We start from the raw sequence: 23,489 nt of genomic DNA, 5'->3' as shown, positions 1-23,489 counted from the left end.
AAGCCGGCTGCGGAGGCGGATGAAGCCACCGGCGAGTTCGCGAACGAATGGCAGTCGACCCCGACGACGGCCTAAACCACGCCGCCGAAGTCGATGCCTTCCTTGGCAAGCGCCTCGGCTTCCTCGGGGGACGTTGTCGGCTTCGTGTCGAGGTAGGGTAGCTCGGTCGCTGGCATTATCGTGCGGATGTTTTGGCCGTCTGTCCGCGTGATGCGAGCAACCCAGCGCTTGGGCCCGTGCTCGACTTGCTGGATATGGTACTGCTTATAGGTAATCATGACACACGGACGCAACTGACGCTAACGGCGGCTCCCTTTATACCCAACGGCACGCCGCCGAACAACGATTTCCTAAAGTGAGGTTAAGATCGCCGGCGTGAACCCGTTCAGCGATCATTCAGCCGCTCAGGCGTAGGCATAGTGCGATTGGGAGAAGTCCGATGATCGGTGCAGTTGTCGCAACCTTGCTGGCTCTACAGCTCGGTGAGGTTCATCAGGTTCAATACCGTGTCCCTGTGCACCCACCGCCGTGCGGCCACGGCTGGGACGTCAGCGCCCGCGACGGCATGTGCTACCCCAACGGCTACTTGCCGCCGCAAGAACAGGCCGCACGGCAGTACAATGGTGGCGGTAGAGGCTATGGCCATTATCCCGTTCCTTGCGGAAACGGTGCCGATATCGATACCCGCGACGGCCAGTGTTACCCGACCGGAACGGTTCCGCCGCAGTTTCAACAGGGCCGGCAAGGCTATTACGGCGATGATTATTACGAGCGCCGTCCGAGGCGCCGCTACTATTGAAAGACCCTCAGGGCAAACCGGCGGGCCCCTGATCATCGCTTCTTAGGATTCGCGGTGACAGTGCCGGAGAGCACTGTCACCAGCATTCCGTAGTTCCAAGTCGGGTAAAAAGCCGCGCTCACGTGAGCCCGCCAAGTGAGCGCGGACAAAGTCTCAGATCACCTGCCTGACCCTATCTTCAGCTCTCCGGGCCCGAAACTGTGGCAGGCACGCTCAACGGCGCTCCTCCAACTGAAACGGGACCTGCAGATTTCGACTGCCGAACCATCCGCTTGCGCATCGCTGCGGACAGTCCATAGCGCGCATGCGCTCTTCGAACCGAGGACGTGACGTCCGACATCATGGCATTTTGCAGCGAGTCGATCTTCGCAATCAGCGTGGACAGCTGCGAAGATACCTTCTTCACATCCACCCGTTCGTCCGTGATGCTCTGCCGCAGCGAAAGCAGCACCATCGAATCCGCCTGCAGCACAGCCGCGTTTTGTTGCAAGGCCTGATTGCTCTCCTGCAGCGAAGCCGTGTGTTGCTGCTGGGTCGACTGAATATCCTTCAAGGCCGCGACAACCGGATCCGGCTTTGGCGCTGAAGCCTCTTGGCGCGGGAGCAGATCAGCCAGGCTGCTCAGATTCAGCGATGGCAGGCCGGACGGCCATGTGTAGATCGCCGCGGCGCCGTTGATGGCCAGGGCACACACCGACAGCGCCATGACGGACGTCCGGCTGGATCGCTTGATCGGTTCCGGAGCGTCCAAACTTGCGGGTTCGCCGGCGGCGATGGCCGCAGCCAGTGCTGCAGGGTCGAGCTGTTCGACAAGGCCTTGCGTTTCGAAAGTCGCGGTCATGGCATTGACCCCAAATGAGCGAGCAACAGGAAGCCGTCGCCGGAACGTCCTCGCGACAGCTCCCTTACGCAGCACCCATCTACAACTGTCTAAAATTGTGGGCTTTTCAGCTTAATTCCACGTTAGCGGCCGCGGCCTGCTGCAGACCCCGCCACCCCCGGCCGACTACGGGGTCGTGCGAGGGTCATGACAGGCAGGCCGGTGCGCGAGCTCCTCCCGATCCCGGGAAGCCGCCCTGGTCCGAAGCGGATTTTCCGAAGTTGGCAGACGACCCCTGTTTTGCCCGACGCGTCAACCCGGCGTCTCCGCCGGATGCAGGACCGCCATGTGCCAAAAAGAAAGCGTTGCGCCAGCGGGACTTAGCTACTGTGCATGGGGTTGTTTTCGCGATTTTGGCCATCGCCTGCTCGTGCGCCGGGCCCCTGTCCCAAAAGCCGCGAGACAACCCGCTCAAAAAGTGTAGGATTCGACAAAACAGGGAGGAGCGGCATGTTTGAAATCAGCGGTTTCGACACGGCAGGAATCGTCAGCCTCAAGCGGCTGTCACTCGCCGCCGCCCTCAAGAAGGCCAAGGAGCTCATCGCCGACGGGTGCTGGGGCGTTCAGGTGATCGGTCCAGGTGGCCAGGTCTACACCTCGTTCGAGGAGCAAGCCGCGTAGTCGCCCGCCTTCGGCACCAGCCTTCGGCATCATTCGAAAAGCACCCGACCGATCGCGCGCCGCGCGCTCTGGCCGTGGCGGTGATCGACGTGAAAACCCCAGCGCCTGGTGGAGCGCTGGGGCGTTTTCAAAATATCAATCGGTCAAGCAATGAGGCCTTCGTAGCAGCGATCTCGACCATCGCTTGTGAACTGCTTCACACGGCCTTCGATCTTTCCACATCTTGACGAGGCTCAACTGCCGCGCGCCGTGCCGTTGCCAATCAACTCGTTTGGGAGCACGCTCTCTCCAGGCGCGCAGACGCCGCTCAGGGAGAAAGCCATGAAGGACACGGGCCTGGATCATCGCCACCGCGACAAGGATGGCGCGATCAGCAAGAAGCACGGCAACACGCTGGTCGGTACGTTGCGCAAGATCTACGGCAAGGGTTTTGCTGCCGGTTATCCGGATACGACTGAACTCAGCGAGGTCTTGCATCAGTTGAACGAGACATCGCTGAGCCAGTTGCGGCGCGATCACGACACCGGGCATCTCGGCCACAAGATCGACCACGTCCCGAAGTGACGGACGTCACGAGTCCCAACTTCAGGTAGTTGAATCAACTGGGCTTCCGGGCGTCTCGGCGAACTTGCCGTTTGAGCCCTCGCCGCCCGAGCGCTAGGATGAGCCTTTTACGGAGGCTCATTTGAAACAGTTCATGATCATCACCGCCATTGCACTCGCCGTGACGGCTCCCGCCCGCTCGCAGGCTCTCGTCGATCCCAACAAGGTTGCTCCCGAATATCGCGAGGCGGCCGAGAAGCGGCGGGCCGAGCAGATGCGGCAGCGCGAATGCGCGCTGAAGGCGGATCTCGAGAAGGTGCTGCCCAGGGATCGCACCGTCTATCTCAACCATTGCCTGGACACGATGGCGGCCAAGCAATAGCGCCTGATCGAGCGGCTTGGTGTCGCCGACGCGTTCAAGCTTTCTTCAGACATTTGGGATCACCTGACGATCCATTTTCATCAGTCATTGTCGATCGACCGCGCATGAGTTTCGTCCAGATTCAGTGCACGCGCTGCAAGACCGTATTCCGCGACCGCGCGGGACGGTTGCAGGACGGCTATTCCAGGCAATGTCCGAGCTGCGAGGTGGTGCTGTTCTTCGCGGAGGATTCACCGAACCCTCAGGTCAAGCAGGCCATGAAGCGCGCGCGCAAGGCTCGCAAGGAGCAGCGCGAAGCCGAAATGGCCAGGGTGTCCGCGCCGCAAGTGCGCGGCAATTTTTCGCGGGCCCAGACCGGACGGATACAGCACTCGTCGGAGGACGAGGAGGACTAGCTCACCCGCGCTTCCGCGGAAACAGGCGGTCGCGGATGTAGCGCGAGGTCGGCGTCAGGCGGATGCCGCGCGGCTTCTGCCAGACGGCGCGGTCGATCTCGTTCTTGTCCCCGATCGCGAGCCTGCCCTTGGCGCCCTTGGCAATAAAGATCGCATCGCTCATCTTGCGGCCGGAGCGCTTATTCCTAGCCGTCACTTCCTTCCAGAGGCTGATCCGGCCGAGCTTCAGCTTGGGCAGCTCTTCCTTGATCTCCCGCCGCAGGCAGTCCTTGTCGGACTCGCGCGCGCGCTTGCGGCCTCCCGGGAACATCCACAGGCCGTCCGACCGGCGTCTGACCAACAATACCTTGCCGCGCTTGGCGGCAACCAGTTTGGAAGACTTCGCCATGTTCGCCGTAATCGAAAATAGAATCGAGCCCATGGTAACTTGTCTAGTCGGATAGACAAGTCAGCCCTCGCCCGTCGCTGTCCCCGCCCTTGACCCCGCCTCTGCCCGGTCCTCCGTCCTGATCCAGGCCATCATCATCTCCCAGGCCACCGACAGGATGATCGGGCCGATGAACAGGCCGACGATACCGTGGGCGAGCGTGCCACCGATCACGCCGACGAAGATGACGATGGTCGGCGTGGTCAGGCCGCGCCCCATCACCAGCGGCTTCAACATGGTGTCGAGGAAGCCGACGAGGACGAGAAACACGGTGAGCAAGAGCGCGGTGGTGACGTCCTTGGCGGTCCAGATCCAGATGATCACCGGCAGCAGCACCAGGAAGGCGCCGATCTGCACGATCGAGAGCAGCAGCACAATGAAGGCGAGCAGGCCGGCGCTCGGCACCGCGGCAAGCTTGAAGCCGATGCCGGCGAGCAATGCCTGCACGATCGCGACGCCGATCACGCCTTGCGCCACGGCGCGGATGGTCGCGCCCGCGAGCCCCAGGAAATGCTCGCTCTGTTCGGGCACGATGCGAAACAGGAAACCGCGGCCGGCCGCAACCAGCCGCGGCCCGTGCGGAAACAGGAAGCCGGCCACGAACACCGAGACCAGGAACTGGAGCGTGCCGACGCCGGCATCGCCCGCGAGCGACAAGAGCGGTCCCGCCAGCGGCTGGAGATACGGCGCCACCTCGCGCAGCACTGCGCGGATGTTGTTGTAGGCCTGCTCCCAGAGGTCGAATAACCAGGGGCCAACGACCGGCCACGACTTGAGCTGCTCCGGCGCCGATTGAAGCGCGAGGTCGCCGGTGCCGAGCTGGTGCGCCAGCTCGCGCACTCCGTCCACTGCGCTGATACCGAGCCAGGTCGCAGGACCGATGACGATGCCGAGCGTGATCAGGGTCAGGATCGCCGCTGCGGTCTTGGGCCGGCCGCCGAGGATCTTGGCGACCCAGCTGAAGGCCGGGTAGAACGCGACCGCGAGCACGCCGCTCCAGGCAAGGATCGGCACGAAGGGGCGGATGATCAGCAAGGTCCAGATGATCAGCAGGCCGAGCAGGCCGACGCGGATCACGAGCTGGATGATGTCCTCGCCCGTCAGGAGCTGACGCAGACTTTTCACGGGCACGGCTTTCCTTGCGGCATTGACGCGGGTTCCGGCACTTGCGCGGCCCCGCGTTATTGCCAGCCGCGCACCCGGCGTCAAGACGACCGGGCCGGCACGAGCCGGCGATTAGGAACGCATCGGGCCATTCTGCATTCCGAGACGATGGCACGCCGCCCCAGAGAGCCCGTCGCACACGCGGGAATTCACCGCGGCATCCGCTTTTCGCTGAAGCCAAACGGCGCACCGGGCTATTGGCGCTACGCCTATGCCGTCGGCGACAGGGCCCGCACCGGGCGCGTGCAAGGCAGGCTGCCGTTGCTCGCCATCAGGCGCGTTCAGATGTGCATCGACCGGGACATGCGAAGCATCCGGACCGGCGATTGATCTTGCGGCGGCGCCGTGGGCGAGCGCCGGCAAGGTGCGCGACGTAATGCCGGCTTGGCTAACGGTGATTAACCGGATTTCGGCCGACCGGTTTACGTCGATGCAAAGGCGTGCACCTACGCTTCCATCGAGGTCCCTCAAACCACTTCGGTGCAATGGCCAATACCATCTGGACGATCGAAGAATTCACCTGCGCGGGTTGCAGCATGAACTACACGGCGACAAGGGAGGAGCACGCCGAAGCGCATTCCGGCACCTTCAAGTGCAGCATCTGCAGCGGCGTGGTGCACACATGGTCCGGCAAACATCATTTCTTCGGCTGGGAAGCGGTGAAAACCAAGCCACCCGTGTTCGGAAGGCGTTGGGCCGGAGCCGGCGGGTAGACTGCTTCCACCGGACCCAGACCAGCTACTCCCGTCAACGCCCCCTGCCCGAACTGCGGCTTCTGCTACTCTGCGGCAACGGTTAAACTCTCCGCCCCGCAACTGAAGCCGACACGCAATGACCTCACCCTTCGTTCCCCAGATCGCCCTTTACCGCACCTGGCTCGCCGAGAAGCGCGGCCTCAACTTCGACAGCTACGAGGAGATGCGGCAATGGTCGGTGCGCGATCTCGACGGGTTCTGGCACGCCATCTGGGACTATTACGATCTGCAATCGCCGACGCCGTTTGCCGCCGTGATCACCGAGCGCAAGATGCCCGGCGCGGTCTGGTTTCCCGGCGCGCAGGTCAACTATGCCCGGCAGGTGTTCCGCCACGTGGACGCGGCTGACGCCGCCGGCCTGCCCGCAATCGTCAGCTGTGGCGAGGACGGCAGGCTTTGCGAGACGAGCTGGCCGGAGCTGCGGCGCAAGGCGGCTGCGCTCGCGCTACATCTGAAAGAAAAAGGCATCAAGCCCGGCGACCGCGTCGCCGCCTATCTGCCCAACATCCCCGAGACCATCATCGCATTCCTGGCGAGCGCCAGCATCGGCGCGATCTGGAGCCTGTGCGCGCCCGACATGGCCGCGCCCGCCGTGATCGACCGCTTCAAGCAGATCGAACCGAAAGTACTGATTGCCTGCGACGCCGTCACCTATGCCGGCCGCCGGCACGATCGCAAAGACGTCCTCGCCGAGCTGCGGCGGTCGCTGCCGACGGTCGAGCACGTCATCCTGCACAGCGAGGCCGCCGCGCCCGCAGCGGCCGACGCCCTGCTCTCCGAAATTATCGCAACAACCGGCGCGGAGATCGACGCGTTCGAGCCGGCCTGGCTGCCGTTCGATCATCCGCTCTGGATCGTCTATTCCAGCGGTACCACCGGCCTGCCGAAGCCAATCGTGCACGGCCATGGCGGTATCATCATCGTGGTGCTGGCGCTGCTCGGCCTGCACAACGATCTTGGCTGCTCCTACCACGAGAACTCGTTCGGCGAGCGCTATCACTGGTACTCTTCGACGGGCTGGATCATGTGGAACAGCCAGGTCGGCGGCCTGCTCAGCGGCACCACCTGCTGCATCTTCGACGGCAGCCCCGGCGGCGCCAAGGACAAACCAGACTGGACCACGCTGTGGCGCTTCGTCGCGCAGTCGAAAGCGACCTTCTTCGGCGCGGGCGCCGCGTTCTTCGCCAACTGCGCCAAGGCCGAGGTCGACCTCGTCGCCGCCGGTGATCTCTCACAGCTTCGATGTCTCGGCTCGACCGGCTCTCCGCTGAGCGCCGACACCCAAGCCTGGTTCAACAACCGCTTCGCTGGCTTGTCGAAGACCAACGGCAGCAAGGCGCAGGCCGATATCTGGTGGGCCAATATCTCCGGCGGCACCGATTTCGCCGGCGCGTTCATTGGCGGCAATCGCGAACTGCCGCAGACGCCGGGCGCGATGCAGTGCCGTCTGCTGGGTGCTGCCGTGGAAGCCTTTGACGAACAGGGCCGCGCCGTCATCGGCGAGGTCGGCGAGCTCGTCTGCACCGAGCCGATGCCGTCGATGCCGCTCTATTTCTGGAACGACAGGGGCGGTGCGCGCTATCGCGCGAGCTATTTCGAGACCTATCCGGACAATTTCGACGGCACCGGCCGTGGGCCGGTGTGGCGGCATGGCGACTGGCTCAAGGTCGACCCGGACGGCTCCTGCATCATCTATGGCCGCAGCGATGCCACCATCAACCGGCATGGCCTGCGCATGGGCACGAGCGAACTCTATTCCGCGATCGAGGCCTTGCCGGAGGTGCTGGATTCCCTCGTCGTCGATCTCGAATATCTCGACCGTGACAGCTACATGCCCCTGTTCGTGGTGCTGCGCGAAGGCGTCGCCTTCGACGGCGCGATGCAGGCGAAGATCAACAAGGCGATCGAGGCCGGCCTCTCGCGCCGATTCCTGCCCAACGAGATTTTTGCGGTCGCCGAAATTCCCCGCACGCTCTCGGGCAAGAAGCAGGAGCTGCCGATCAAGAAGCTGCTGCTCGGCCAGCCCGTCGAGAAGGTCATCAACCGCGAGGCGATGGCCAATCCCGCCTGTCTCGACTGGTATCTCGCCTTCGCACGCGACTATCTGGCGCGGAGCGAGACTTGAGGGAGATCGCCGCAATTGCGCCGATGCCGTTTGGACTCCGTTCACCGATCGCCGCTAGAGCAGGATGCATCTTCCGCAGCGAACGCGCGCCATGGCCGACCTCAACGCCGTCCTCTCCAGGCTGAACGACCGTCTGCTCCGCCTCGAGGGCGAGCTGTTCGTGCTGCGCTCGCTGGCCCGCGCGACGCTGACGGCGGGCGATGACCACGCGGCGCGAATGCGCAAGCTGGTCGAGGCCGCCAAGGTCGCGCTCGACGACGAAGCCACGCGTCCCCTCGACAAGCCGACGCGCAAATATGTCGATGCGGCGACCGCACTGGTGGAGGAATTGCTGGTCGAGCCGACCCAGGCGCGGCCGTTGTTCACCGTCATCGACGGTGGCCGGCGCGACTGAACGTCAAACTGGCCGGCCGTCGTCCGTCGCGGCGATATCGCCCGATTTGAGCCGGCTGAGGCCGGCTTCGATGATCGCGATCTCCTCGTCGATCTGCCCGATCGGCAGGCTGAAGTCGTAGCCGGACCTGCTCTTCAGATCGACTGCAAGCCGTTGCCTGTGCATCATCAGCTCGTCGAGGCCGCGCCGGTTCTTCAGCCGGACATAGACGTCGACGATCTGCTCAATCGCGCTCGGCATGAAATAAGTCCCGGCGAAAAAGCCCGCACGGCGCACCCGCGCCGGCGCGACAATCTCGGTGTCGCGGTACGCAATACAAATCCGCGACGGATTCGTCGATACGCCAAGCTGGTTGAGATCACGTTACCGTCAGATGATTTCGTGATGGCCGAGCATGAAAAAGCCGCTGGCGATCACGCCAGCGGCCAAATCCGGGTTCGAAAACGGATGCGGGTTGAAATGTCGCCAGCCCCGGTCGGTCCACGTTCTAACGGCAAATCCTGGGTCTCTCTGTTAAAAACGAAACACAGGAACCGGCCGTCGGCACTCGCCGCACCACCGTGGCGGCGCGGCAACGCTAGTCTGTGACGCAGAAATATTTGCGCGGCAGCCTGCGGTAGGCGCTGTAGCGGTAATGCGGCCGGTACGCGTAGCCGCGATAGAGCGCCGGCGGCTCCTTAGCCGTAATAGGCGCCGTGATAAAAATTGGTGACCGGCCCTTCCGCGCAGCGATAGGTGTCCCAGGTCGGGCCGATGAAGGGCGCCACCCCGACCTCGGGCGGAACCACGGGATAGGGCGGTCCGCCAGCGCGCGCCGAAGTGATTGCAACCAGGGCCGCGAGAAGGACAAACCACGCGCTCCGCATGCGTTCACTCCGAGCCGATGCCATGCGCATGGAAGCACCGGACCGGCCGACACCGCAATCGCGGAATTCATCGCGCAGCCTCGCCCGGCGCGTTGTTGATAACCGGCGCAAACCCAGCGCGGGTGGTGACAGGACGTCCGGACGTGTTATCGGGAGATGACGCAGTTGCGAGACGGATCGGACACCCATGCGCATTACTCTTGTCGGCTCCCGCCATTTCGGCGTGACCACCCTGAACATGCTCCGGGAGCATGGTGTCTCGATCGTGCGCGTCGTGGTGGCCGACGCCGAGGATCGTCTCGCCGCAACAGCCAAGGCGGCGGGCATCGACGTCGTGGTCCAGGCCAATCCCAAACTGGTGGTGGCCTCCGAGATCGCCCCCGACACCGATCTGATCGTCACCGCGCACAGCCACGCCCGGATCGGCAAGGACGCGCTTGAGGCAGCGAAGCTGGGCGGGATCGGCTATCATCCCTCGCTGCTGCCGCGTCACCGCGGCAAGGCGGCCGTGGAATGGACCATCAAGGAAGGCGATCCGATCGCCGGCGGCACGATCTATCACCTCGCCGATCGCATGGACGCTGGCGCCATCGCGGCCCAGGAGTGGTGCTTCGTCAAGAAGGGCGAGACGGCGCGGGAACTGTGGGAGCGCGCGCTGGCCCCGCTCGGGCTCAAATTGCTGGCCGACGTGATCGACTATGCCAAGGTCCACAAGGCGCTGCCGTCCAAGACTCAAGACGAGCAGTTCGCGACTTCAGCGCCAAGTCTTTCCTGAGGCCCTTTTCCTGAGTCGATCTCCTGACGTTTACTCTTAACGTGACGGGGCATTGATTTTGCTTCAAGAATCCCAGCCTGAAACCCAAATAAACCATTGTTCCCACAGGAACAATTTTCGATTTGGCACTGCACCAAATTTCCGTCACATTTGGCCCGAATAAGGGTCAGCATATCAGACAAATTCAAGGACGGATTTTATGCGTTTTGCTCGCATTGCGGCGTTCTGTGCCGCCTCAGTTACCACCCTCGCCGCGCCCGCCTTTGCCCAGACCCCCTATGACGGCAACTGGCACGTCACCATCGTCACCAAGAGCGGCACCTGCGAGCCGACCGCGAGCTCCTTGCTGACGGTTGCCGACGGCAAGATCACCGCGCCCGGCGCTAACGTTTCCGGCACCATCGGCAGCGGGGGACTTGTGAAAGTTTCGATCAATGGTGCATATGCCAACGGTCAACTCAGCGGCAACGCCGGATCGGGGAAGTGGAATGGAGCATCTGCAGGCATACCGTGCAGCGGGCGGTGGGAAGCATCGCGCCAATAGAAAAATCGTGACGGGCGGTGTGGGCCGGCGGCTGCTGATCGCGGCCGCCGTTATGTTTGCCGCCGGAATTGCCAACTCCGAGAGCAAGGCCCAGTCCGGCCCGTTCGCCCCGCTGGCCGGCAGCTGGAGCGGCTCAGGCACGGTCACCCTGGATGACGGCTCGACCGAACGGATCCGCTGCCGGGCGAAATACGCTCCGATCGGACCGACCATGGAGTTGTCTCTGACCTGCGCCAGCGACGCCTACAAGTTCAACCTCGGCGCCAACGTCAGGGCTGAAGGCAGCGCCATCGCGGGCAGCTGGTCCGAGGCCAGCCGCAATATCAGCGGCTCCCTTTCGGGTCGCGGCGCCGGCGGAAACTATGAGCTGCTCGCCTCCACTGCCGGCTTCAACGCCAACATTTCGCTGAAGACGTCCGGCAACAAGCAGAACGTCACGATGCGCGCCGACAGCCAGTTCCGCGGCGCCAACATCTCGCTGTCGCGCTAAGCCGATACGAATAGATTGACAATCGACCCGGCGATCTCGCCCGGTCGATTTTTTATGTGCCCGGCACGAACGCCGTGACCTCGATCTCGACCTTGGCCCGGTCGTCCACGAGGCCGCCGATGTAGAGCAAGGTCGAGGGCGGGAAATTGCGCCCCAGCGTTTCCTTCCAGGCCGCGCCGATGCCGGCCCCGGCTGCCTCATATTCGCTGCGGCTGGTCAGGTACCAGGTCAGGCGGACGATATGCTCGGGGCCGGCGCCGGCCTCGCCCAGGAGCTTGATGATCCGCTTCAGCGCGGTCCCGACCTGCGCTGCCATGTCAGGCGCGTAATTGCCAGTCTCGTCGCCGCCGGTCTGCCCGGCCAGCACCACCCAGCGGCCCGGCCCCTCGACCACGACACCATGGGAAAAGCCGCGCGGTTTTTTCCACTCGGCCGGCTGCAAGATGTGCATGAGCGAAGATCTCCCGATTGTTCTCGTTGTTCACTGATGCCTTAGCACGGCGCCCTGCATCGCTGCACCGGCAGATTTGACCGTTGCAAACGGCGAGGATGTCGCCGATACCGGCCTTCCCTCAAGACCCTCGCCTCTCACACCCGCGCCGATGAACACGACACCGTCCAAAACGATGGCTGCCCTGTGGATGGCTGGCTGGCTGTCGCTGATGCTGGTCATGGCGGTCGCCGGGCGCGAGACCACGCGCGAGCTGAATGTATTTCAGATCATGGAAGTGCGTTCGCTGCTAGGATTCTTTTTGCTTTCGCCGATCATCTATCGGGCCGGCGGCTTCAAAGTGCTCAGGACGTCGCGCCTGCCGCAGCACATCGGGCGCAATTTGGTGCACTATGTTGCGCAGCTCGGCTGGTTCTTCGCGCTGACGCTGATCCCGATCGGCCAAGTGGTGGCTATCGAGTTCACCATGCCAATCTGGACGGCGCTGCTCGCAGCGAGCCTCCTCTCCGAGCGCATGACGCCGTGGAAGATCGCCGCCATCGCGCTTGGCCTTTTCGGTGTGATCGTCATCGTCCGACCCGCCACCGGCGAAATCAATCTCGGTCAACTCATCGCACTCGGCGCCGCGATGGGCTTTGGCGTGTCCATGGTGCTCGTCAAATCGCTGACCCGTACCGAAAGCGCACTGTCGATCCTGTTCTGGATGCTGGTGGTGCAATCGGTCGCAGGCTTCATTCCGACGCTGTTCGTCTGGACGTGGCCCTCCGCCTATGTCTGGGCATGGGTCGGCGTGATCGGCGTCTGCGGCACGTTTTCGCACTACTGCCTCGCCAGCGCGATGCGCTATGCGGATGCGACCATCGTCGTTCCCATGGACTTCCTGCGAGTTCCATTGACCGCGACCGCTGGCTGGCTGCTGTATTCGGAGCGGCTTGACACCTGGACGGTGGTCGGCGCCGCGCTGATCCTGTTCGGCAATCTCCTGAATCTAAAGCCAGCTCCGGCGGATCCTGCTCCCGCACGCTGAACCTCGCGCCGCCTCGCGCGACAAAACCAAGTGGCCGTGTGATTTAGATCACGTTGGAAGGATATTCCATCGTGCACATTCTGCCACACAGCAGCGGGTTGAACGCGACGAACTGCCGTTTTGGTGGCGCCGAGGCGGGCACTTCATGTAAGTTCGTTGCCAATTCGTTGCTGCCTGCAATTTCGATTCTGTTGGGGATTCCAGATGCGCACTCTCACCCTCCTCGCGTCGCTGATGTGCATGGCACTGTCGATCAGTGCCGCGAAGGCCGACCGCCGCGTTGCTTTCGTCGTCGGCAACGGCACCTACAAGAACGTCGCACAATTGCCGAACCCGCCGATCGACGCCAAGGCGATGGCGGCAACGCTGCGCAATGTCGGCTTCGAGGTGATCGAAGGTTCGAACCTCTCGCGCGACCAGATGACGGAGAAGCTGCTGGACTTCGGCCGCAAGGCGCAGGGCTCCGACGTCGCAGTGTTCTATTATGCCGGTCACGGCATCGCGGTCGGCGGCTCCAATTATCTTCTGCCTGTCGACGCCGACATCAAGTCGGAGATGGACGTCAAGCTCGGTGCCGCCATCAACATCGATCTGACCCTCGAGCAGACCATGGGCGACGCCAAGGTCAAGCTGGTCTTCCTTGACGCCTGCCGCGACAATCCGTTCGCCGCCAAGATCAAGTCGAACTCCGCGACCCGCAGCGTCAACGTGCAGAGCGGTCTAGCCGAGATGAAATCCGGCGAAGGCACGCTGATCGCGTTCGCCACCGGCCCGGGCCAGACCGCGCTCGACGGCCAGGAGGGCAACAACAGCCCGTTCACCCGTGCGCTCATCGACAACATCACCAAGCCTGGTGTCGAGATCCAGCAGGCGATGACGTCGGTCCGCGCCCAGGTCAACGAGGAGACCCACAAGGGTCAACTGCCCTGGGGCCACACCAATTTGACCGGCGCGGTCTATCTCAACCAGGCTCCGACGACGCAGGTCGCCAATGCGGCACCGACGGCTGCTGGCAGCGTGCCAATGGCGACGGGCGGCAGCTCGGACGGTGTCGAGCTCGAATACTGGCGTTCGGTCAAGGAGAGCAATAAGTCGGAAGAGCTCAACGCTTACCTCTCCGCCTATCCGAACGGTCAGTTCAAGGCGCTTGCGCTGGCACGCCTCGCGGCCATCAAGAGCGGCCCCTCGACCGCGACGCGCACCCTCACCGCTGGCGTCGATCCCGCGACCTTCACCGAAGAGGCCACCCAGCTTACCGAGGACCAAATCGGACTCGACAAGAACCAGCGCCGCGACGTTCAGCGTCGCCTGGGCGGGCTCGGCTTCGACAACAAACAGACAGGCATCTTCGGCGACGAGACCCGGTCGGTGCTCAAGCGCTGGCAGGCGGCGCGCGGCTATCCCGCGTCTGGCTACCTGAACAAGCTCCAGCACAAGGCTCTGCTTTCGGAAGTCGTGGCCGGCCCGCCGACCGCGAGCGACAACAGCCAGAAGGCAGCCCGCCGGGCCGCCGCCCCCGCGGCCAGCAGCGCGCCCGCACCGGCTCCCCATCGCAGCAGCGGCGGCGATCCTGCCGGCGCAGCCTTCGTCGGCGGTGTCGTCGGCGGCATGATGGGCGGCATGTTCCGCCGCTGAGGCGAGGCCAATCGCAGATACAAAAGCCCGGCTCGCGCCGGGCTTTTTCGTTGCGAATAACCAAAGCTTTGGCGTCTACTTCCCCGCGGCCTTTCGCAGCGCCTCGTTGATGCGGTCCTGCCAGCCGGGCCCGCCGGACTGGAAATGCTCCAGCACGTCCTGGTCGATCCGCAGCGTGACCTGCTCCTTGACCCCCGGCGCCACGTTCTGCTTTGGCGGCGCCGCAGCGACCTTCGCCGTCACCTTCTTGAACGCCGCCTCGGCCTCCGTCCTGGCGTCGCCCAACGTCCGCGGCCGCCTCGGTGGTTGATCCGCCATGTCCTAGATTCCCTCAAACAGAGCCGTCGAAAGATACCGCTCGGAGAAGGACGGCACTATAGCCAGGATGGTCTTTCCCGCAGCTTCGGGTCGCTTGCCGATCTCGACGGCCGCGGCAATCGCGGCGCCCGAGGAGATGCCGCCCGGAATGCCCTCATGCCGCGCCAGTGCCCGCGAGGTCTCGATCGCCGTCGTCGAGTTGACCTTGACGATCTCGTCGATCACCGAGCGATCGAGAATGTCAGGGACGAAGCCCGCACCGATGCCCTGGATCTTGTGCGGCGTGTGCTGGCCACCCGACAGCACCGGGCTCTCCTCCGGCTCGACCGCAACCACGCGCAGCGAGGGCTTGCGCGGCTTCAGCACCTGGCCGACGCCGGTGACGGTGCCCCCGGTGCCGACGCCGGCGACGAAGAAGTCGATGTTGCCGGCGGTGTCATTCCAGATCTCCTCCGCGGTGGTGCGGCGGTGCACCTCGGGATTGGCGAGATTCTTGAACTGCTGCGGCATCACCGAATTCGGCGTCGTCTTCAACAGCTCTTCGGCCGTCGCGATCGCGCCCTTCATGCCTTGCGCGGCCGGTGTCAGCACCAGCTCCGCGCCCAGAAAGGCCAGCATCTTGCGGCGTTCGATCGACATCGACTCCGGCATGACCAGCTTGAGCCTATAGCCGCGCGACGCCGCGACGAAGGCCAGCGCGATGCCGGTATTGCCGGAGGTCGGTTCGATCAGCACGGTGTCGGGCTTGACGATTCCGGCCTTCTCCATGGCGATGATCATGGCCGCGCCGATGCGATCCTTCACGCTTGCGGCGGGATTGAAATATTCAAGCTTTGCCAAAATGGTCGCGTTCACGCCATGCATGCCCGGCAGCCGGCGCAAGCGCACGATCGGCGTGTCGCCAAAAGCATCGACGATCGAGTCATAGATCCGGCCGCGGCCGGGTTGGTGCGCTGCACCCGTGGTGGACGATGCGTCCATGCTGAACTCCCTGTGGCGACGATTGTGCTTCTAGACAGCCTGCGGCGACACGCAAGCGAGATTGCGTTACATGTTAAATACGCTGCATCGCAAAATCGCGTGAGCAATAATTATCAGAAAACCAACGCATTTGTGTTGCGACCTCGTCAACTGATTCTGCTTATGTTAGACTTAGGTCTCAAGCTGGGAGGTCACCACGATGTCAGCAGTCGCTGAAGTGTTGTCGACCGTCGCACCGAACCGCGCTCCGCGTTGCAGTGAGTTGCCGGCCTGTCCCGTCTGCGCCGACTCCATGATCGCCGCCGAAGGTTCTGCGTATTTGTCGGAACACGTGATCAGCTATCTCTGGACCTGCGACAATTGCGGCTACGGCTTCGTGACCAAGCACTCCGTCAAGCAGCGCCTCGTCTGCAACTGACGTTTTGCACTTGACCTAGCGCGGGGCGATGTCGCCCCTCCCCCAGTCTTCGCGCGTACGCCGATAGAACTCCTCGAACGTTCCCTGTGCGATCGCGTCCCTGATGCCCTGCATCAGGAACTGGTAATAAGCGATATTGATCTCGGACAGCAGCATCGCACCCAGCGTCTCGCCCGCCTTGACGAGATGGTGCAAATAGGCGCGCGCGTAGCTGCGCGCCGACGGCCAGGAGCTCTCTTCGTCGAGCGGACGGGGATCGTCGGCGTGGCGCGCGTTGCGCAAATTCACCTGGCCGAAGCGTGTGAAGGCAACGCCATGCCGGCCATTGCGCGTCGGCATCACGCAGTCGAACATGTCGATGCCGCGCTTGACCGCCTCGAGGATGTCGTCGGGTGTGCCGACGCCCATCAGGTAGCGCGGCCGCTCTCTCGGCAGCAGCGGCGCTGTCTCGTCGATCATCGCCAGCATCACCGCCTGCGGCTCACCGACGGCGAGGCCGCCAATGGCATAACCATGGAAACCGATCTCGATGAGGCCTTGCGCGCTGGCATGGCGAAGCTGGGGTATGTCGCCGCCCTGCACGATGCCGAACAGCATGTAGCCGTCGGGCGCGCTCTCGAAGGCGCGCTTGCTTCGCTCGGCCCAGCGCAGCGACAATTTCATCGCGCGGTCGATGTCGGCGCGCTCGGCGGGCAGTCGCACGCATTCGTCCATCTGCATAGCGATATCGGAGCCGAGCAAACGCTGCACCTCGATCGAGCGCTCCGGCGACAGCTCGACCTTGGCGCCGTCGATATGCGAACGGAAGGTCACGGCCTGCTCGCTGACCTTGCGCAGATCCGCCAGCGACATCACCTGGAAGCCGCCGGAATCCGTCAGCATCGGCCCGTTCCAGCCGGTGAATGTCTGCAAGCCGCCAAGCGCCGCGATCCGCTGGGCGCCGGGACGCAGCATCAGATGATAGGTGTTGCCGAGCACGATGTCGGCACCGGCCTCACGCACCTCGCGCCAGTGCATGCCCTTCATCGCGCCGGCGGTACCGACCGGCATGAAGGCGGGCGTGCGCACCACGCCGTGCGGCGTGGTCAGGCGCCCGGTGCGCGCGGCGCCATCGGTGGCGAGCAGTTCGAAATGATTGGGCAGACCGGTGTCAGGACGATTCATGACGGTGCTTATTGCGTGTCGGAGCAGGCCGATCAACCCGCTCGGGCGATGCCTCGGCCGGCTTATGCATCAGACTGGGACAATGGGTGCAAATATTGGGGGACACGGAATTGTGCGCCTGCGACGCTTGTTAAACAAAACGATACAGTGTAGTTTTACCTTGGGCTGGACGAGATGCCGCGGCGATGTTGCCGGCGGCGGTAGATGCGTGATCGCCAGCCACCGCAATGCCCCTCCCTTCAAGTTCGACTGACCCAGCCGGCCGTTCGCATGGCTGGACGAGGTGGACCGGCGCCCGCCTGTTCGGATTGCTGGTCCTGACGTGCAGCTTGGCGCTCGGCGCCTGCACCTCCCTGCCCCGCACGCCCTATACGGCCACCGAAGCCAGCACATCGCGCGTGCTCGATATTGATGGCCTGCGGCGCTACGCCGACGAACCCATCACGAAATTCAATTTCGAGAAGGACACCAGCACCGCGACGAAGTCCTACCTGGCGCTGTCAGGCGGCGGCGCAGATGGCGCCTACGGCGTCGGTGTGCTCAACGGCTGGACCGCGGCCAAAACCCGTCCCACCTTCTCGGTGGTCTCGGGCGTGAGCACCGGCGGCCTGATTGCGCCCTTTGCGTTTCTCGGCTCGCGATATGACGACACGTTGAAGGAGGTCTACACCAGCGGTGTCGCGGAGAGCCTCTTGAGTGATCCCAGCATCATGCGCGTGCTGTTCGGGTCCGGCCTGTTCGGCAACACGCGGCTGCGCGAGCTCGTCGCCCGCTATGTCGGCCCCGAAATCATGGCGCAAGTCGCTCGTGAAAACGCCAAGGGCCGAAGGCTGCTGGTGGTGACGACCGATCTCGACACCCAGCGCACCGCGATCTGGGACATGGGCAAGATCGCCGCGGTCGGCACGTCCGAGGCGCTCAAGCTGTTTCGCGACGTGATGGCGGCCTCCGCCAGCATCCCGCTGGTGTTTCCGCCGATCATGATCGACGCCGAAGGCGAGGGCCGCAGATTTCAGGAGATGCATGTCGACGGCGGCGTGACGGCCCCGGTGCTGACACTGCCGGAAGCCCTGCTTTTCCAGGGCAGTCGCCTGCCCGGCCCCGCGAAGCTGGACATCTACATCCTCGTCAACAAGAAGATCGAACGCAATTTCGAGCTCGTCTCCAACAGCACCATCGACGTTGCCTCCCGCAGCCTGTCGTCGATCACCCAGTCGCAGACCCGGTCGATCATCTTCTCGACCTATGATTTTGCGAAGCGCAACCGCCTGGGCTTCCATCTCTCCTATATCGCGCGCGATTATCCGGCCGCCCCCTCGGAAGGGTTCGACACCGCTTATATGCGAGCGCTGTATCAGTACGGATACGAGAAGGCGGCTTCGGGCGAGGCCTGGACTTCGACGCTTCCGTGAGCGCTCGGTGAGGAACGGGGCCGTGCCGAGACGGTTGACGATGCGGTCATTCGGCCAGATTAGCCATGACGCACTCGTTGCCGCGCGTTATAGAGCAATGACTGATGTCACGACCGCGCAGGAATCATTGGGCATGGGATTGACTGCGACCAGGACAAGACCGGCGGCGCCGCGGCGCGAGGTGCCGAAATCGCGCGGCGGCCGGCCGACGAAAAGCGCCGCGATCGAGCGCGATCAGCGGCTGATCGAGGTCGCCACCCGCCTATTCCTGGATCGCGGCTTTGACGCGACCTCGCTCGATGCGGTCGCGGAAGCCGCGCGAGTGAGCAAGCCCACCGTCTATGCCCGTTACGGCGACAAGCGCGGCCTGTTTGCAGCCGTGCTGAGACGCGAGATCGCGCGATGGCTGGCACCGCTGTCCGCGGCAGCCGAGACGCAGCTCGGCAGCGCCTCGGATATCTCGGTCGAGCAACGGCTGGTCGAGATCGGGCGCGAGATGCTGACATTCACCTGCGGACCCGATGCCGTCGCCTTCAGCCGCATGATGACGTCGCAGGCCATCAACTTTCCCGACATCGCCAAGCTCGGCAAGAAGGAAGGCTGGCTCAAGGCCGTCGCCACCACGGCACGCTTCTTCGACCATCTGGTGGCGCAAGGCGCGCTCGACGTCGACGACACCACCATCGCGGCGGAAGTGTTTCTCGACGTCGTCGTCGGTCATAACCATCGTCTGGCGACGTTTGGAACGCCGCCGGAGATGAAGGCGGCGGAAAAGCGCATGCGCGCTGCGATCAAGCTGTTCCTGGCAGGCGCGCTGGGATCAGCGGACGGCAGCCAGAGTGCCGCCAAGGGCACGCAGCGGCGGCGCCCATCGCGCTGACAATTCCGTGAGCTTACGATCTTTCCAGGAGATCTCGTGGCCGCGCCGTTGACCGAAACAAAACGATACGGTATTGTTTAATTATAGGGCGATGCGGATCGCTTTTTCACCAGCCCCAAGAGGTCCGCACCGCTTCGATCGTCGCGGCGGTACAGCCCGTCGCGACGCTCAGCGGCCGACCGATGCCCAAGGTCGGCCGCAAATTCTTGACGATCATCCGGCATACTCGCTGGCCGAGGGTTCGAGCATGACGACGGCCAAACGACGGATCTCGGGACTGCTCGCGATCGCCCTGTCCGCACTCCTCCTCGCAGCGCCGGCGCGGGCGATCGTGAGCACGGGCACGCCGACCACCCTTCACAGCGACACAGATGGTGACGCCGAGGTCGACCGCCAAGCGGTCAGCCGCGAGATCGAGCGCTTCCGCAGCTCGTCGATCTCGATCAACCAGGCCATGGCGATTGCGGAAGCCCGCCACGTCGGTGCCACCACGGCGGATGTGAGTTTCGACGGAGCCTCAGGCGTGCCGGTCTACCGGGTGAAGACCCTGCACAACGACCGGATCTGGCGCCACACCATCAATGCCGCGACCGGCGAGCTCGTCGGCGGGGAAGCCGCCCTCCCTCTCGCCGAGCTCGACCTCGACGATCGCAGCAATCTCGCAGCGCTCGGTGCCATCAAGCACCGACTTGCGGATGCCGTCCACGTCGCCGAGCGCGCGGCCTCCGGCAAAGCCATCAGCGGCGGACTGGTGCGCGAACGCGGCCGGCTGAATTTCGCGATCGTCGTCATCAGTGGCGACAACCTCAAGGAGGTCATCCTCGAACCGCCGGGCGCCCGGACCAAATAGCGGCAGCCCCAATCCCGCCGAAAAGCCATTGACGGGGGCAGGACTCTCCCGCATAAGCTCCCGCCATGTTCGCGACCACCAAACGCACGACTAAAACCACCACGGCCTTCGGGGCCCGGGGAGGCGTGCGCGTGTAGTCGTCGACTAGAACGCAATCCACTCTACCGAAGCCCCGCCCATGATGGTCCGGGGCTTTTTTGTTGTTTAGATCGCAATTCAATGGAGGACAAAGTGAGTAACGATCCCGTCGTCGCGATTGTCGGCGTCACCGGTGCGGTGGGCGCCGAATTCATCGCCACCATGGACAAGCGCGGCTTTCGCGTCGGCAAGCTCAAGGCGCTGGCGAGCGCCCGCTCGGCCGGCAAGACGGTGTCGTTCCATGGGCAAGACGTCATCATCGAGGAGCTGACCGAACGCGCCTTCGAGGGCGTTGACATCGCCCTGTTCTCCGCCGGCGGCAGCATCTCCAAGAAGTTCGCGCCGATCGCGGTCAAGGCCGGCGCCGTCGTCGTCGACAACTCCTCCGCCTTCCGCATGGACCCGAACGTGCCGCTGGTGATCCCCGAGATCAACGCGAACCGCATCCGCGACCACAAGGGCATCATCGCCAACCCGAACTGCGCCGCCATCACGGCGCTGGTCCCGCTGTGGCCGATCCACCAGAGCAACCGCATCAAGCGCGTGATCATCTCGACCTACCAGGCGGCCTCCGGCGCCGGCGCTGCCGCCATGGACGAGCTGGTCGAGTCCACCCGCGCCAATCTCAACGGGCAGGTTTATACGCCGAAGGTGATGCCGCATCCCTACGCCTTCAACCTCTTCAGCCACAACACGGCGATCGACCCTGACACCGGCTACAACGACGAAGAGACCAAGGTCATCAACGAAACCCGCAAGATCTTCGAGGACGACAACATCGCGATCGGCGTCACCTGCGTGCGCGTGCCGGTGCTGCGGGCTCATTGCGAGGCCATCACCTTCGAATGCGAGAAGCCGATCAGCGAGGACCAGGTCCGCGTCATCATGGCACGAGCGCCCGGCGTCAAGGTCGTCGACGACCGTGCCAGGAACTACTTCCCGATGCCGATCGATGCCTCGGGCCAGGACGACGTCCTGGTCGGCCGCATCCGCAAGGACCTCAGCGACCCCTCCGGACATTCGATCTCGATGTTCGTGGCGGCGGACCAGCTGCTCAAGGGCGCTGCACTCAACGCGGTGCAGATCGCGGAGCTCCTGCCGCAGCGGATGATGGCGTAACGGAAGATGCGTAAGGTGGGCAAAGGCGCGCAAGCGCCGTGCCCACCACTTCGCATCAAGAAAGTTGGTCGGCACGCTTCGCTTTGCCCACCCTACAATGGCAAACAGCGCGGTCAGGTCAACGCGGGGAGAATGTCTGTCTTAGCAAAGTGGGCTCCCTTGAAGAGCAGCGGTTGCGAACGCGCTTTCGCCAAGCGTAGACCGCACAATCGACGATGTTGAGCTGCGCCGGATGTCCCCCGACCCTTGCCGAAGCGTTGAAATGCCTCGAACGCGCCTTTCGCCATGTCTGCGTCGAACGGCACTACGACAATCCCGGCAGTCTCCAGCAATTCGTCGAAGAACTTCACGGCCGATGCTCCGAAGCGAGCAGAGAGAACGATCTTGGTTTCCAGGATTGCTACTGCTGACATCGACAGGCTGGCAGCATCCAGCATGGCTTTCCGATAGCGCTGCCCATCTGGCTCGTTGGTGACGGTCGCGACGATCGCAGACGTATCCAGCACCATCAGGACGGCAGCCCGAAACGGTCATAGCCGAGGATTTCGTCTGCAGGCCGAGAATCGAGAACGGGCAAGCCAGCGGTTCGCTCGAAGAACGACGTCAGGGCGGCCCTCCTATCGACCGCCGGCGATGCCACGCGAGACAAGCGCTCCTCGATGGCGCGTTCGAGCGCCGTCTCGATATCTTCCCCCGTCAGGCGGGCGAGGCGCTGGGCAAGCTCATCTACTTTCGCGGAACGGATGTTCATCGGCCACTCGATCCATGCAAAACGTATGAGCAATATAGCACGAGAACGCCGCCCGCGTCACTCCCGCGCCGGAAACAGCAAACAGGCATCCCCGTACGAATAGAACCGGTAGCCGGTCGCGATCGCGTGTGCATAGGCCTGCTGCATCGCCTCCAGGCCGGAGAACGCCGACACCAGCATGAACAGTGTCGACTTCGGCAAATGGAAATTGGTCAGCAGAACATCGACGGCGCGGAAGCGATAGCCGGGGGTGATGAAGATCGACGTCTCGGCGGCGAACGGCTCAATGGTGCCGTCCTCGCTGGCTGCGCTTTCGAGCAGGCGCAACGACGTGGTGCCAACCGCGATGATACGGCCGCCGTTCTTGCGCGCAGTGTTGAGCCGCTCCGCCGTCTCGGCCGACAGCGTGCCCCACTCGGCATGCATCTTGTGGCCTTCGGTGTCGTCCACCTTCACCGGCAGGAAGGTCCCTGCCCCGACATGCAGCGTGACGCGATTGATGCCGACGCCGCGCGCGTGCATCGCCTGCTCCAGCGCCGGGGTGAAATGCAGGCCTGCTGTCGGCGCGGCAACGGCGCCTTCGTTCACAGCGAACATGGTCTGGTAGTCGGCGAGATCCTGATCATCAGGCGTGCGTTTCGAGGCGATGTAGGGCGGCAGCGGCGGGCTGCCGAGATCGGCGATGGCTTGATCCAGCGTCGGGCCGTGAAACGAAAATGACAGCGTCACCTCGCCTTCCCCGCCCTTCGCCTCGACCTCGGCGTCGAGATGGCCGAGCAGGCAGACCTTGCCCTCATTGCCGAAGCGGATGCGGTCGCCGGCGATGAGTTTCTTGGCAGGCTTCACCAACGCCTGCCAGCGCGAGCCGTCGAGGCGCTTGATCAGCGTTGCCTCGATCTTCGGCTCGGTCTCGCGGCCGATGCGACGGCCTTTCAATTGCGCCGCGATCACCTTGGTGTCGTTGACGATGAGCTGGTCGCCCGGCTTCAGCCATTGCGGCAGGTCGGTGATGATTTGGTCGCGCAGCGTGCCGCGATCGACGACCAGCATCTTCGCGGAGTCGCGCGGGCTCGCCGGGCGCAATGCGATGCGCTCGGCGGGCAGGTCGAAATCGAAGAGGTCGGTGCGCATCTCGGACTCAGGGCCGCACAGTCACTCCTCATCCTGAGGGGTGCGGAACGCGCG

Annotated in this window: 31 protein-coding genes; 18 read left to right on the top strand and 13 right to left on the bottom strand. The window is 63.8% G+C overall.

Annotation, left to right across the window (positions count from 1 at the left end; all coding sequences use genetic code 11):
- Window positions 1–71: 71 nt before the first annotated feature.
- On the bottom strand, window positions 72–278 hold the full coding sequence (locus RX329_RS22165; protein ID WP_317244221.1) for a hypothetical protein: 207 nt from the start codon (window positions 276–278) through the stop codon (window positions 72–74).
- A 161-nt stretch (window positions 279–439) separates the two neighbouring features.
- Here RX329_RS22165 and RX329_RS22160 point away from each other — a divergent pair, with 161 nt between their 5' ends.
- On the top strand, window positions 440–799 hold the full coding sequence (locus RX329_RS22160) for a hypothetical protein (RefSeq protein WP_317244220.1): 360 nt from the start codon (window positions 440–442) through the stop codon (window positions 797–799).
- 178 nt (window positions 800–977) lie between these two features.
- Here the strand turns inward: RX329_RS22160 and RX329_RS22155 are convergent, their stop codons facing one another.
- Window positions 978–1,640, bottom strand: a complete 663-nt coding sequence (locus tag RX329_RS22155) for a hypothetical protein (RefSeq protein ID WP_085384044.1) — start codon at window positions 1,638–1,640, stop codon at window positions 978–980.
- Between the two features lie 489 nt (window positions 1,641–2,129).
- On the opposite strand from RX329_RS22155, the gene RX329_RS22150 reads away from it, so the two are divergent.
- From RX329_RS22150 to RX329_RS22135, 4 genes are all read left to right on the top strand, one after another.
- Window positions 2,130–2,300, top strand: a complete 171-nt coding sequence (locus RX329_RS22150; protein WP_018457957.1) for a hypothetical protein — start codon at window positions 2,130–2,132, stop codon at window positions 2,298–2,300.
- A 321-nt stretch (window positions 2,301–2,621) separates the two neighbouring features.
- Window positions 2,622–2,864, top strand: a complete 243-nt coding sequence (locus RX329_RS22145) for a hypothetical protein (protein WP_007590794.1) — start codon at window positions 2,622–2,624, stop codon at window positions 2,862–2,864.
- Window positions 2,865–2,997: 133 nt separating this feature from the next.
- Window positions 2,998–3,225, top strand: coding sequence for a hypothetical protein (locus RX329_RS22140; protein ID WP_018457959.1), 228 nt, complete (start codon window positions 2,998–3,000; stop codon window positions 3,223–3,225).
- A 104-nt stretch (window positions 3,226–3,329) separates the two neighbouring features.
- Window positions 3,330–3,620, top strand: a complete 291-nt coding sequence (locus RX329_RS22135; protein ID WP_317244219.1) for a hypothetical protein — start codon at window positions 3,330–3,332, stop codon at window positions 3,618–3,620.
- Between the two features lies 1 nt (window position 3,621).
- Here the strand turns inward: RX329_RS22135 and RX329_RS22130 are convergent, their stop codons facing one another.
- Entirely contained in the window at window positions 3,622–4,008 is a 387-nt protein-coding gene (locus RX329_RS22130; protein WP_027518066.1) for an NUDIX hydrolase, read from the bottom strand.
- Between the two features lie 60 nt (window positions 4,009–4,068).
- Window positions 4,069–5,178, bottom strand: coding sequence for an AI-2E family transporter (locus RX329_RS22125; RefSeq protein WP_317244218.1), 1,110 nt, complete (start codon window positions 5,176–5,178; stop codon window positions 4,069–4,071).
- A gap of 518 nt (window positions 5,179–5,696) precedes the next feature.
- On the opposite strand from RX329_RS22125, the gene RX329_RS22120 reads away from it, so the two are divergent.
- The 3 genes from RX329_RS22120 (at window position 5,697) to RX329_RS22110 (ending at window position 8,485) form a co-directional block, all read left to right on the top strand.
- The gene (locus tag RX329_RS22120) at window positions 5,697–5,924 is read left to right on the top strand and encodes a hypothetical protein (RefSeq protein WP_018457964.1); all 228 of its coding nucleotides are present in this window, start codon (window positions 5,697–5,699) and stop codon (window positions 5,922–5,924) included.
- Between the two features lie 118 nt (window positions 5,925–6,042).
- Window positions 6,043–8,091, top strand: a complete 2,049-nt coding sequence (locus tag RX329_RS22115; protein WP_317244217.1) for an acetoacetate--CoA ligase — start codon at window positions 6,043–6,045, stop codon at window positions 8,089–8,091.
- A gap of 91 nt (window positions 8,092–8,182) precedes the next feature.
- A complete protein-coding gene (locus tag RX329_RS22110; RefSeq protein ID WP_085353143.1) occupies window positions 8,183–8,485 on the top strand; it encodes a hypothetical protein in 303 nt (100 codons plus the stop codon).
- Between the two features lie 3 nt (window positions 8,486–8,488).
- Here the strand turns inward: RX329_RS22110 and RX329_RS22105 are convergent, their stop codons facing one another.
- Window positions 8,489–8,725 (bottom strand): hypothetical protein, encoded by a 237-nt coding sequence (locus tag RX329_RS22105; RefSeq protein ID WP_026233472.1) that lies wholly within the window; start codon window positions 8,723–8,725, stop codon window positions 8,489–8,491.
- A 437-nt stretch (window positions 8,726–9,162) separates the two neighbouring features.
- Complete coding sequence (locus tag RX329_RS22100; protein WP_317244216.1) at window positions 9,163–9,351, bottom strand: hypothetical protein; 189 nt, start codon at window positions 9,349–9,351, stop codon at window positions 9,163–9,165.
- Window positions 9,352–9,538: 187 nt separating this feature from the next.
- On the opposite strand from RX329_RS22100, the gene RX329_RS22095 reads away from it, so the two are divergent.
- From RX329_RS22095 to RX329_RS22085, 3 genes are all read left to right on the top strand, one after another.
- Window positions 9,539–10,126 carry a formyltransferase family protein gene (locus tag RX329_RS22095; protein ID WP_018457969.1) on the top strand — a complete coding sequence of 196 codons (588 nt, stop codon included), beginning with the start codon at window positions 9,539–9,541 and terminating at the stop codon, window positions 10,124–10,126.
- Window positions 10,127–10,325: 199 nt separating this feature from the next.
- Complete coding sequence (locus tag RX329_RS22090; RefSeq protein ID WP_018457970.1) at window positions 10,326–10,670, top strand: hypothetical protein; 345 nt, start codon at window positions 10,326–10,328, stop codon at window positions 10,668–10,670.
- A complete protein-coding gene (locus RX329_RS22085; RefSeq protein ID WP_317244215.1) occupies window positions 10,615–11,160 on the top strand; it encodes a hypothetical protein in 546 nt (181 codons plus the stop codon). Before RX329_RS22090 ends, RX329_RS22085 begins: the two co-directional genes overlap by 56 nt.
- Before the next feature lie 52 nt (window positions 11,161–11,212).
- Here RX329_RS22085 and RX329_RS22080 read toward each other — a convergent pair whose 3' ends face one another.
- Window positions 11,213–11,611, bottom strand: a complete 399-nt coding sequence (locus RX329_RS22080; protein WP_247392007.1) for a RidA family protein — start codon at window positions 11,609–11,611, stop codon at window positions 11,213–11,215.
- Window positions 11,612–11,762: 151 nt separating this feature from the next.
- Here RX329_RS22080 and RX329_RS22075 point away from each other — a divergent pair, with 151 nt between their 5' ends.
- Together RX329_RS22075 and RX329_RS22070 are read left to right on the top strand one after the other, a co-directional pair.
- Window positions 11,763–12,638 (top strand): DMT family transporter, encoded by an 876-nt coding sequence (locus RX329_RS22075; RefSeq protein ID WP_317244214.1) that lies wholly within the window; start codon window positions 11,763–11,765, stop codon window positions 12,636–12,638.
- A 204-nt stretch (window positions 12,639–12,842) separates the two neighbouring features.
- Complete coding sequence (locus tag RX329_RS22070) at window positions 12,843–14,273, top strand: caspase family protein (protein ID WP_317244213.1); 1,431 nt, start codon at window positions 12,843–12,845, stop codon at window positions 14,271–14,273.
- Between the two features lie 75 nt (window positions 14,274–14,348).
- Here the strand turns inward: RX329_RS22070 and RX329_RS22065 are convergent, their stop codons facing one another.
- Both RX329_RS22065 and cysK read right to left on the bottom strand, forming a co-directional pair.
- Window positions 14,349–14,591, bottom strand: coding sequence for a BrnA antitoxin family protein (locus tag RX329_RS22065; protein WP_007610629.1), 243 nt, complete (start codon window positions 14,589–14,591; stop codon window positions 14,349–14,351).
- Between the two features lie 3 nt (window positions 14,592–14,594).
- The gene (gene cysK, locus RX329_RS22060) at window positions 14,595–15,572 is read right to left on the bottom strand and encodes a cysteine synthase A (protein ID WP_317244212.1); all 978 of its coding nucleotides are present in this window, start codon (window positions 15,570–15,572) and stop codon (window positions 14,595–14,597) included.
- Between the two features lie 199 nt (window positions 15,573–15,771).
- Between cysK and RX329_RS22055 the strand changes: the two genes are divergently transcribed.
- Complete coding sequence (locus tag RX329_RS22055; RefSeq protein WP_026233474.1) at window positions 15,772–15,990, top strand: hypothetical protein; 219 nt, start codon at window positions 15,772–15,774, stop codon at window positions 15,988–15,990.
- A gap of 15 nt (window positions 15,991–16,005) precedes the next feature.
- On the opposite strand, the gene tgt is transcribed toward RX329_RS22055, so the two are convergent.
- The gene (tgt, locus tag RX329_RS22050) at window positions 16,006–17,154 is read right to left on the bottom strand and encodes a tRNA guanosine(34) transglycosylase Tgt (RefSeq protein ID WP_317244211.1); all 1,149 of its coding nucleotides are present in this window, start codon (window positions 17,152–17,154) and stop codon (window positions 16,006–16,008) included.
- Window positions 17,155–17,381: 227 nt separating this feature from the next.
- Between tgt and RX329_RS22045 the strand changes: the two genes are divergently transcribed.
- From RX329_RS22045 to RX329_RS22030, 4 genes are all read left to right on the top strand, one after another.
- On the top strand, window positions 17,382–18,566 hold the full coding sequence (locus RX329_RS22045) for a patatin-like phospholipase family protein (protein ID WP_085384037.1): 1,185 nt from the start codon (window positions 17,382–17,384) through the stop codon (window positions 18,564–18,566).
- Window positions 18,567–18,699: 133 nt separating this feature from the next.
- Complete coding sequence (locus tag RX329_RS22040) at window positions 18,700–19,446, top strand: TetR/AcrR family transcriptional regulator (RefSeq protein ID WP_317246438.1); 747 nt, start codon at window positions 18,700–18,702, stop codon at window positions 19,444–19,446.
- 247 nt (window positions 19,447–19,693) lie between these two features.
- A complete protein-coding gene (locus RX329_RS22035) occupies window positions 19,694–20,296 on the top strand; it encodes a PepSY domain-containing protein (RefSeq protein WP_204511270.1) in 603 nt (200 codons plus the stop codon).
- Between the two features lie 219 nt (window positions 20,297–20,515).
- Window positions 20,516–21,553: an aspartate-semialdehyde dehydrogenase gene (locus RX329_RS22030; protein WP_317244210.1), complete on the top strand. Its 1,038-nt coding sequence runs from the start codon at window positions 20,516–20,518 to the stop codon at window positions 21,551–21,553.
- A gap of 113 nt (window positions 21,554–21,666) precedes the next feature.
- Here RX329_RS22030 and RX329_RS22025 read toward each other — a convergent pair whose 3' ends face one another.
- Genes RX329_RS22025 through queA form a run of 3 tightly spaced genes read right to left on the bottom strand, consistent with a single transcriptional unit; the run spans window position 21,667 to window position 23,435 of the window.
- A complete protein-coding gene (locus tag RX329_RS22025) occupies window positions 21,667–22,062 on the bottom strand; it encodes a type II toxin-antitoxin system VapC family toxin (protein ID WP_085384631.1) in 396 nt (131 codons plus the stop codon).
- On the bottom strand, window positions 22,062–22,304 hold the full coding sequence (locus RX329_RS22020; protein ID WP_085353162.1) for a type II toxin-antitoxin system VapB family antitoxin: 243 nt from the start codon (window positions 22,302–22,304) through the stop codon (window positions 22,062–22,064). The genes RX329_RS22025 and RX329_RS22020 overlap by 1 nt, the downstream gene beginning before the upstream one ends.
- Before the next feature lie 57 nt (window positions 22,305–22,361).
- Complete coding sequence (gene queA, locus RX329_RS22015) at window positions 22,362–23,435, bottom strand: tRNA preQ1(34) S-adenosylmethionine ribosyltransferase-isomerase QueA (RefSeq protein ID WP_317244209.1); 1,074 nt, start codon at window positions 23,433–23,435, stop codon at window positions 22,362–22,364.
- Between the last annotated feature and the right edge of the window lie 54 nt (window positions 23,436–23,489).

Origin of the sequence: Bradyrhizobium sp. BWC-3-1 (assembly GCF_032917965.1) — a bacterium.
GTDB classification, from domain to species: Bacteria; Pseudomonadota; Alphaproteobacteria; order Rhizobiales; family Xanthobacteraceae; genus Bradyrhizobium; species Bradyrhizobium canariense_D.
This window is presented reverse-complemented; position numbering and strand designations above follow the sequence as displayed.

Bases quoted from the DNA above. Each gene is read 5' to 3' on its own strand.
- RX329_RS22165 (WP_317244221.1), bottom strand. From the start codon at position 278: ATGATTACCTATAAGCAGTACCATATCCAGCAAGTCGAGCACGGGCCC.
- RX329_RS22160 (WP_317244220.1), top strand. From the start codon at position 440: ATGATCGGTGCAGTTGTCGCAACCTTGCTGGCTCTACAGCTCGGTGAG.
- RX329_RS22155 (WP_085384044.1), bottom strand. From the start codon at position 1,640: ATGACCGCGACTTTCGAAACGCAAGGCCTTGTCGAACAGCTCGACCCT.
- RX329_RS22150 (WP_018457957.1), top strand. From the start codon at position 2,130: ATGTTTGAAATCAGCGGTTTCGACACGGCAGGAATCGTCAGCCTCAAG.
- RX329_RS22145 (WP_007590794.1), top strand. From the start codon at position 2,622: ATGAAGGACACGGGCCTGGATCATCGCCACCGCGACAAGGATGGCGCG.
- RX329_RS22140 (WP_018457959.1), top strand. From the start codon at position 2,998: ATGATCATCACCGCCATTGCACTCGCCGTGACGGCTCCCGCCCGCTCG.
- RX329_RS22135 (WP_317244219.1), top strand. From the start codon at position 3,330: ATGAGTTTCGTCCAGATTCAGTGCACGCGCTGCAAGACCGTATTCCGC.
- RX329_RS22130 (WP_027518066.1), bottom strand. From the start codon at position 4,008: ATGGCGAAGTCTTCCAAACTGGTTGCCGCCAAGCGCGGCAAGGTATTG.
- RX329_RS22120 (WP_018457964.1), top strand. From the start codon at position 5,697: ATGGCCAATACCATCTGGACGATCGAAGAATTCACCTGCGCGGGTTGC.
- RX329_RS22115 (WP_317244217.1), top strand. From the start codon at position 6,043: ATGACCTCACCCTTCGTTCCCCAGATCGCCCTTTACCGCACCTGGCTC.
- RX329_RS22110 (WP_085353143.1), top strand. From the start codon at position 8,183: ATGGCCGACCTCAACGCCGTCCTCTCCAGGCTGAACGACCGTCTGCTC.
- RX329_RS22105 (WP_026233472.1), bottom strand. From the start codon at position 8,725: ATGCCGAGCGCGATTGAGCAGATCGTCGACGTCTATGTCCGGCTGAAG.
- RX329_RS22100 (WP_317244216.1), bottom strand. From the start codon at position 9,351: ATGCGGAGCGCGTGGTTTGTCCTTCTCGCGGCCCTGGTTGCAATCACT.
- RX329_RS22095 (WP_018457969.1), top strand. From the start codon at position 9,539: ATGCGCATTACTCTTGTCGGCTCCCGCCATTTCGGCGTGACCACCCTG.
- RX329_RS22090 (WP_018457970.1), top strand. From the start codon at position 10,326: ATGCGTTTTGCTCGCATTGCGGCGTTCTGTGCCGCCTCAGTTACCACC.
- RX329_RS22085 (WP_317244215.1), top strand. From the start codon at position 10,615: ATGGAGCATCTGCAGGCATACCGTGCAGCGGGCGGTGGGAAGCATCGC.
- RX329_RS22080 (WP_247392007.1), bottom strand. From the start codon at position 11,611: ATGCACATCTTGCAGCCGGCCGAGTGGAAAAAACCGCGCGGCTTTTCC.
- RX329_RS22075 (WP_317244214.1), top strand. From the start codon at position 11,763: ATGAACACGACACCGTCCAAAACGATGGCTGCCCTGTGGATGGCTGGC.
- RX329_RS22070 (WP_317244213.1), top strand. From the start codon at position 12,843: ATGCGCACTCTCACCCTCCTCGCGTCGCTGATGTGCATGGCACTGTCG.
- RX329_RS22065 (WP_007610629.1), bottom strand. From the start codon at position 14,591: ATGGCGGATCAACCACCGAGGCGGCCGCGGACGTTGGGCGACGCCAGG.
- cysK (WP_317244212.1), bottom strand. From the start codon at position 15,572: ATGGACGCATCGTCCACCACGGGTGCAGCGCACCAACCCGGCCGCGGC.
- RX329_RS22055 (WP_026233474.1), top strand. From the start codon at position 15,772: ATGTCAGCAGTCGCTGAAGTGTTGTCGACCGTCGCACCGAACCGCGCT.
- tgt (WP_317244211.1), bottom strand. From the start codon at position 17,154: ATGAATCGTCCTGACACCGGTCTGCCCAATCATTTCGAACTGCTCGCC.
- RX329_RS22045 (WP_085384037.1), top strand. From the start codon at position 17,382: ATGCCCCTCCCTTCAAGTTCGACTGACCCAGCCGGCCGTTCGCATGGC.
- RX329_RS22040 (WP_317246438.1), top strand. From the start codon at position 18,700: ATGGGATTGACTGCGACCAGGACAAGACCGGCGGCGCCGCGGCGCGAG.
- RX329_RS22035 (WP_204511270.1), top strand. From the start codon at position 19,694: ATGACGACGGCCAAACGACGGATCTCGGGACTGCTCGCGATCGCCCTG.
- RX329_RS22030 (WP_317244210.1), top strand. From the start codon at position 20,516: ATGGAGGACAAAGTGAGTAACGATCCCGTCGTCGCGATTGTCGGCGTC.
- RX329_RS22025 (WP_085384631.1), bottom strand. From the start codon at position 22,062: ATGGTGCTGGATACGTCTGCGATCGTCGCGACCGTCACCAACGAGCCA.
- RX329_RS22020 (WP_085353162.1), bottom strand. From the start codon at position 22,304: ATGAACATCCGTTCCGCGAAAGTAGATGAGCTTGCCCAGCGCCTCGCC.
- queA (WP_317244209.1), bottom strand. From the start codon at position 23,435: ATGCGCACCGACCTCTTCGATTTCGACCTGCCCGCCGAGCGCATCGCA.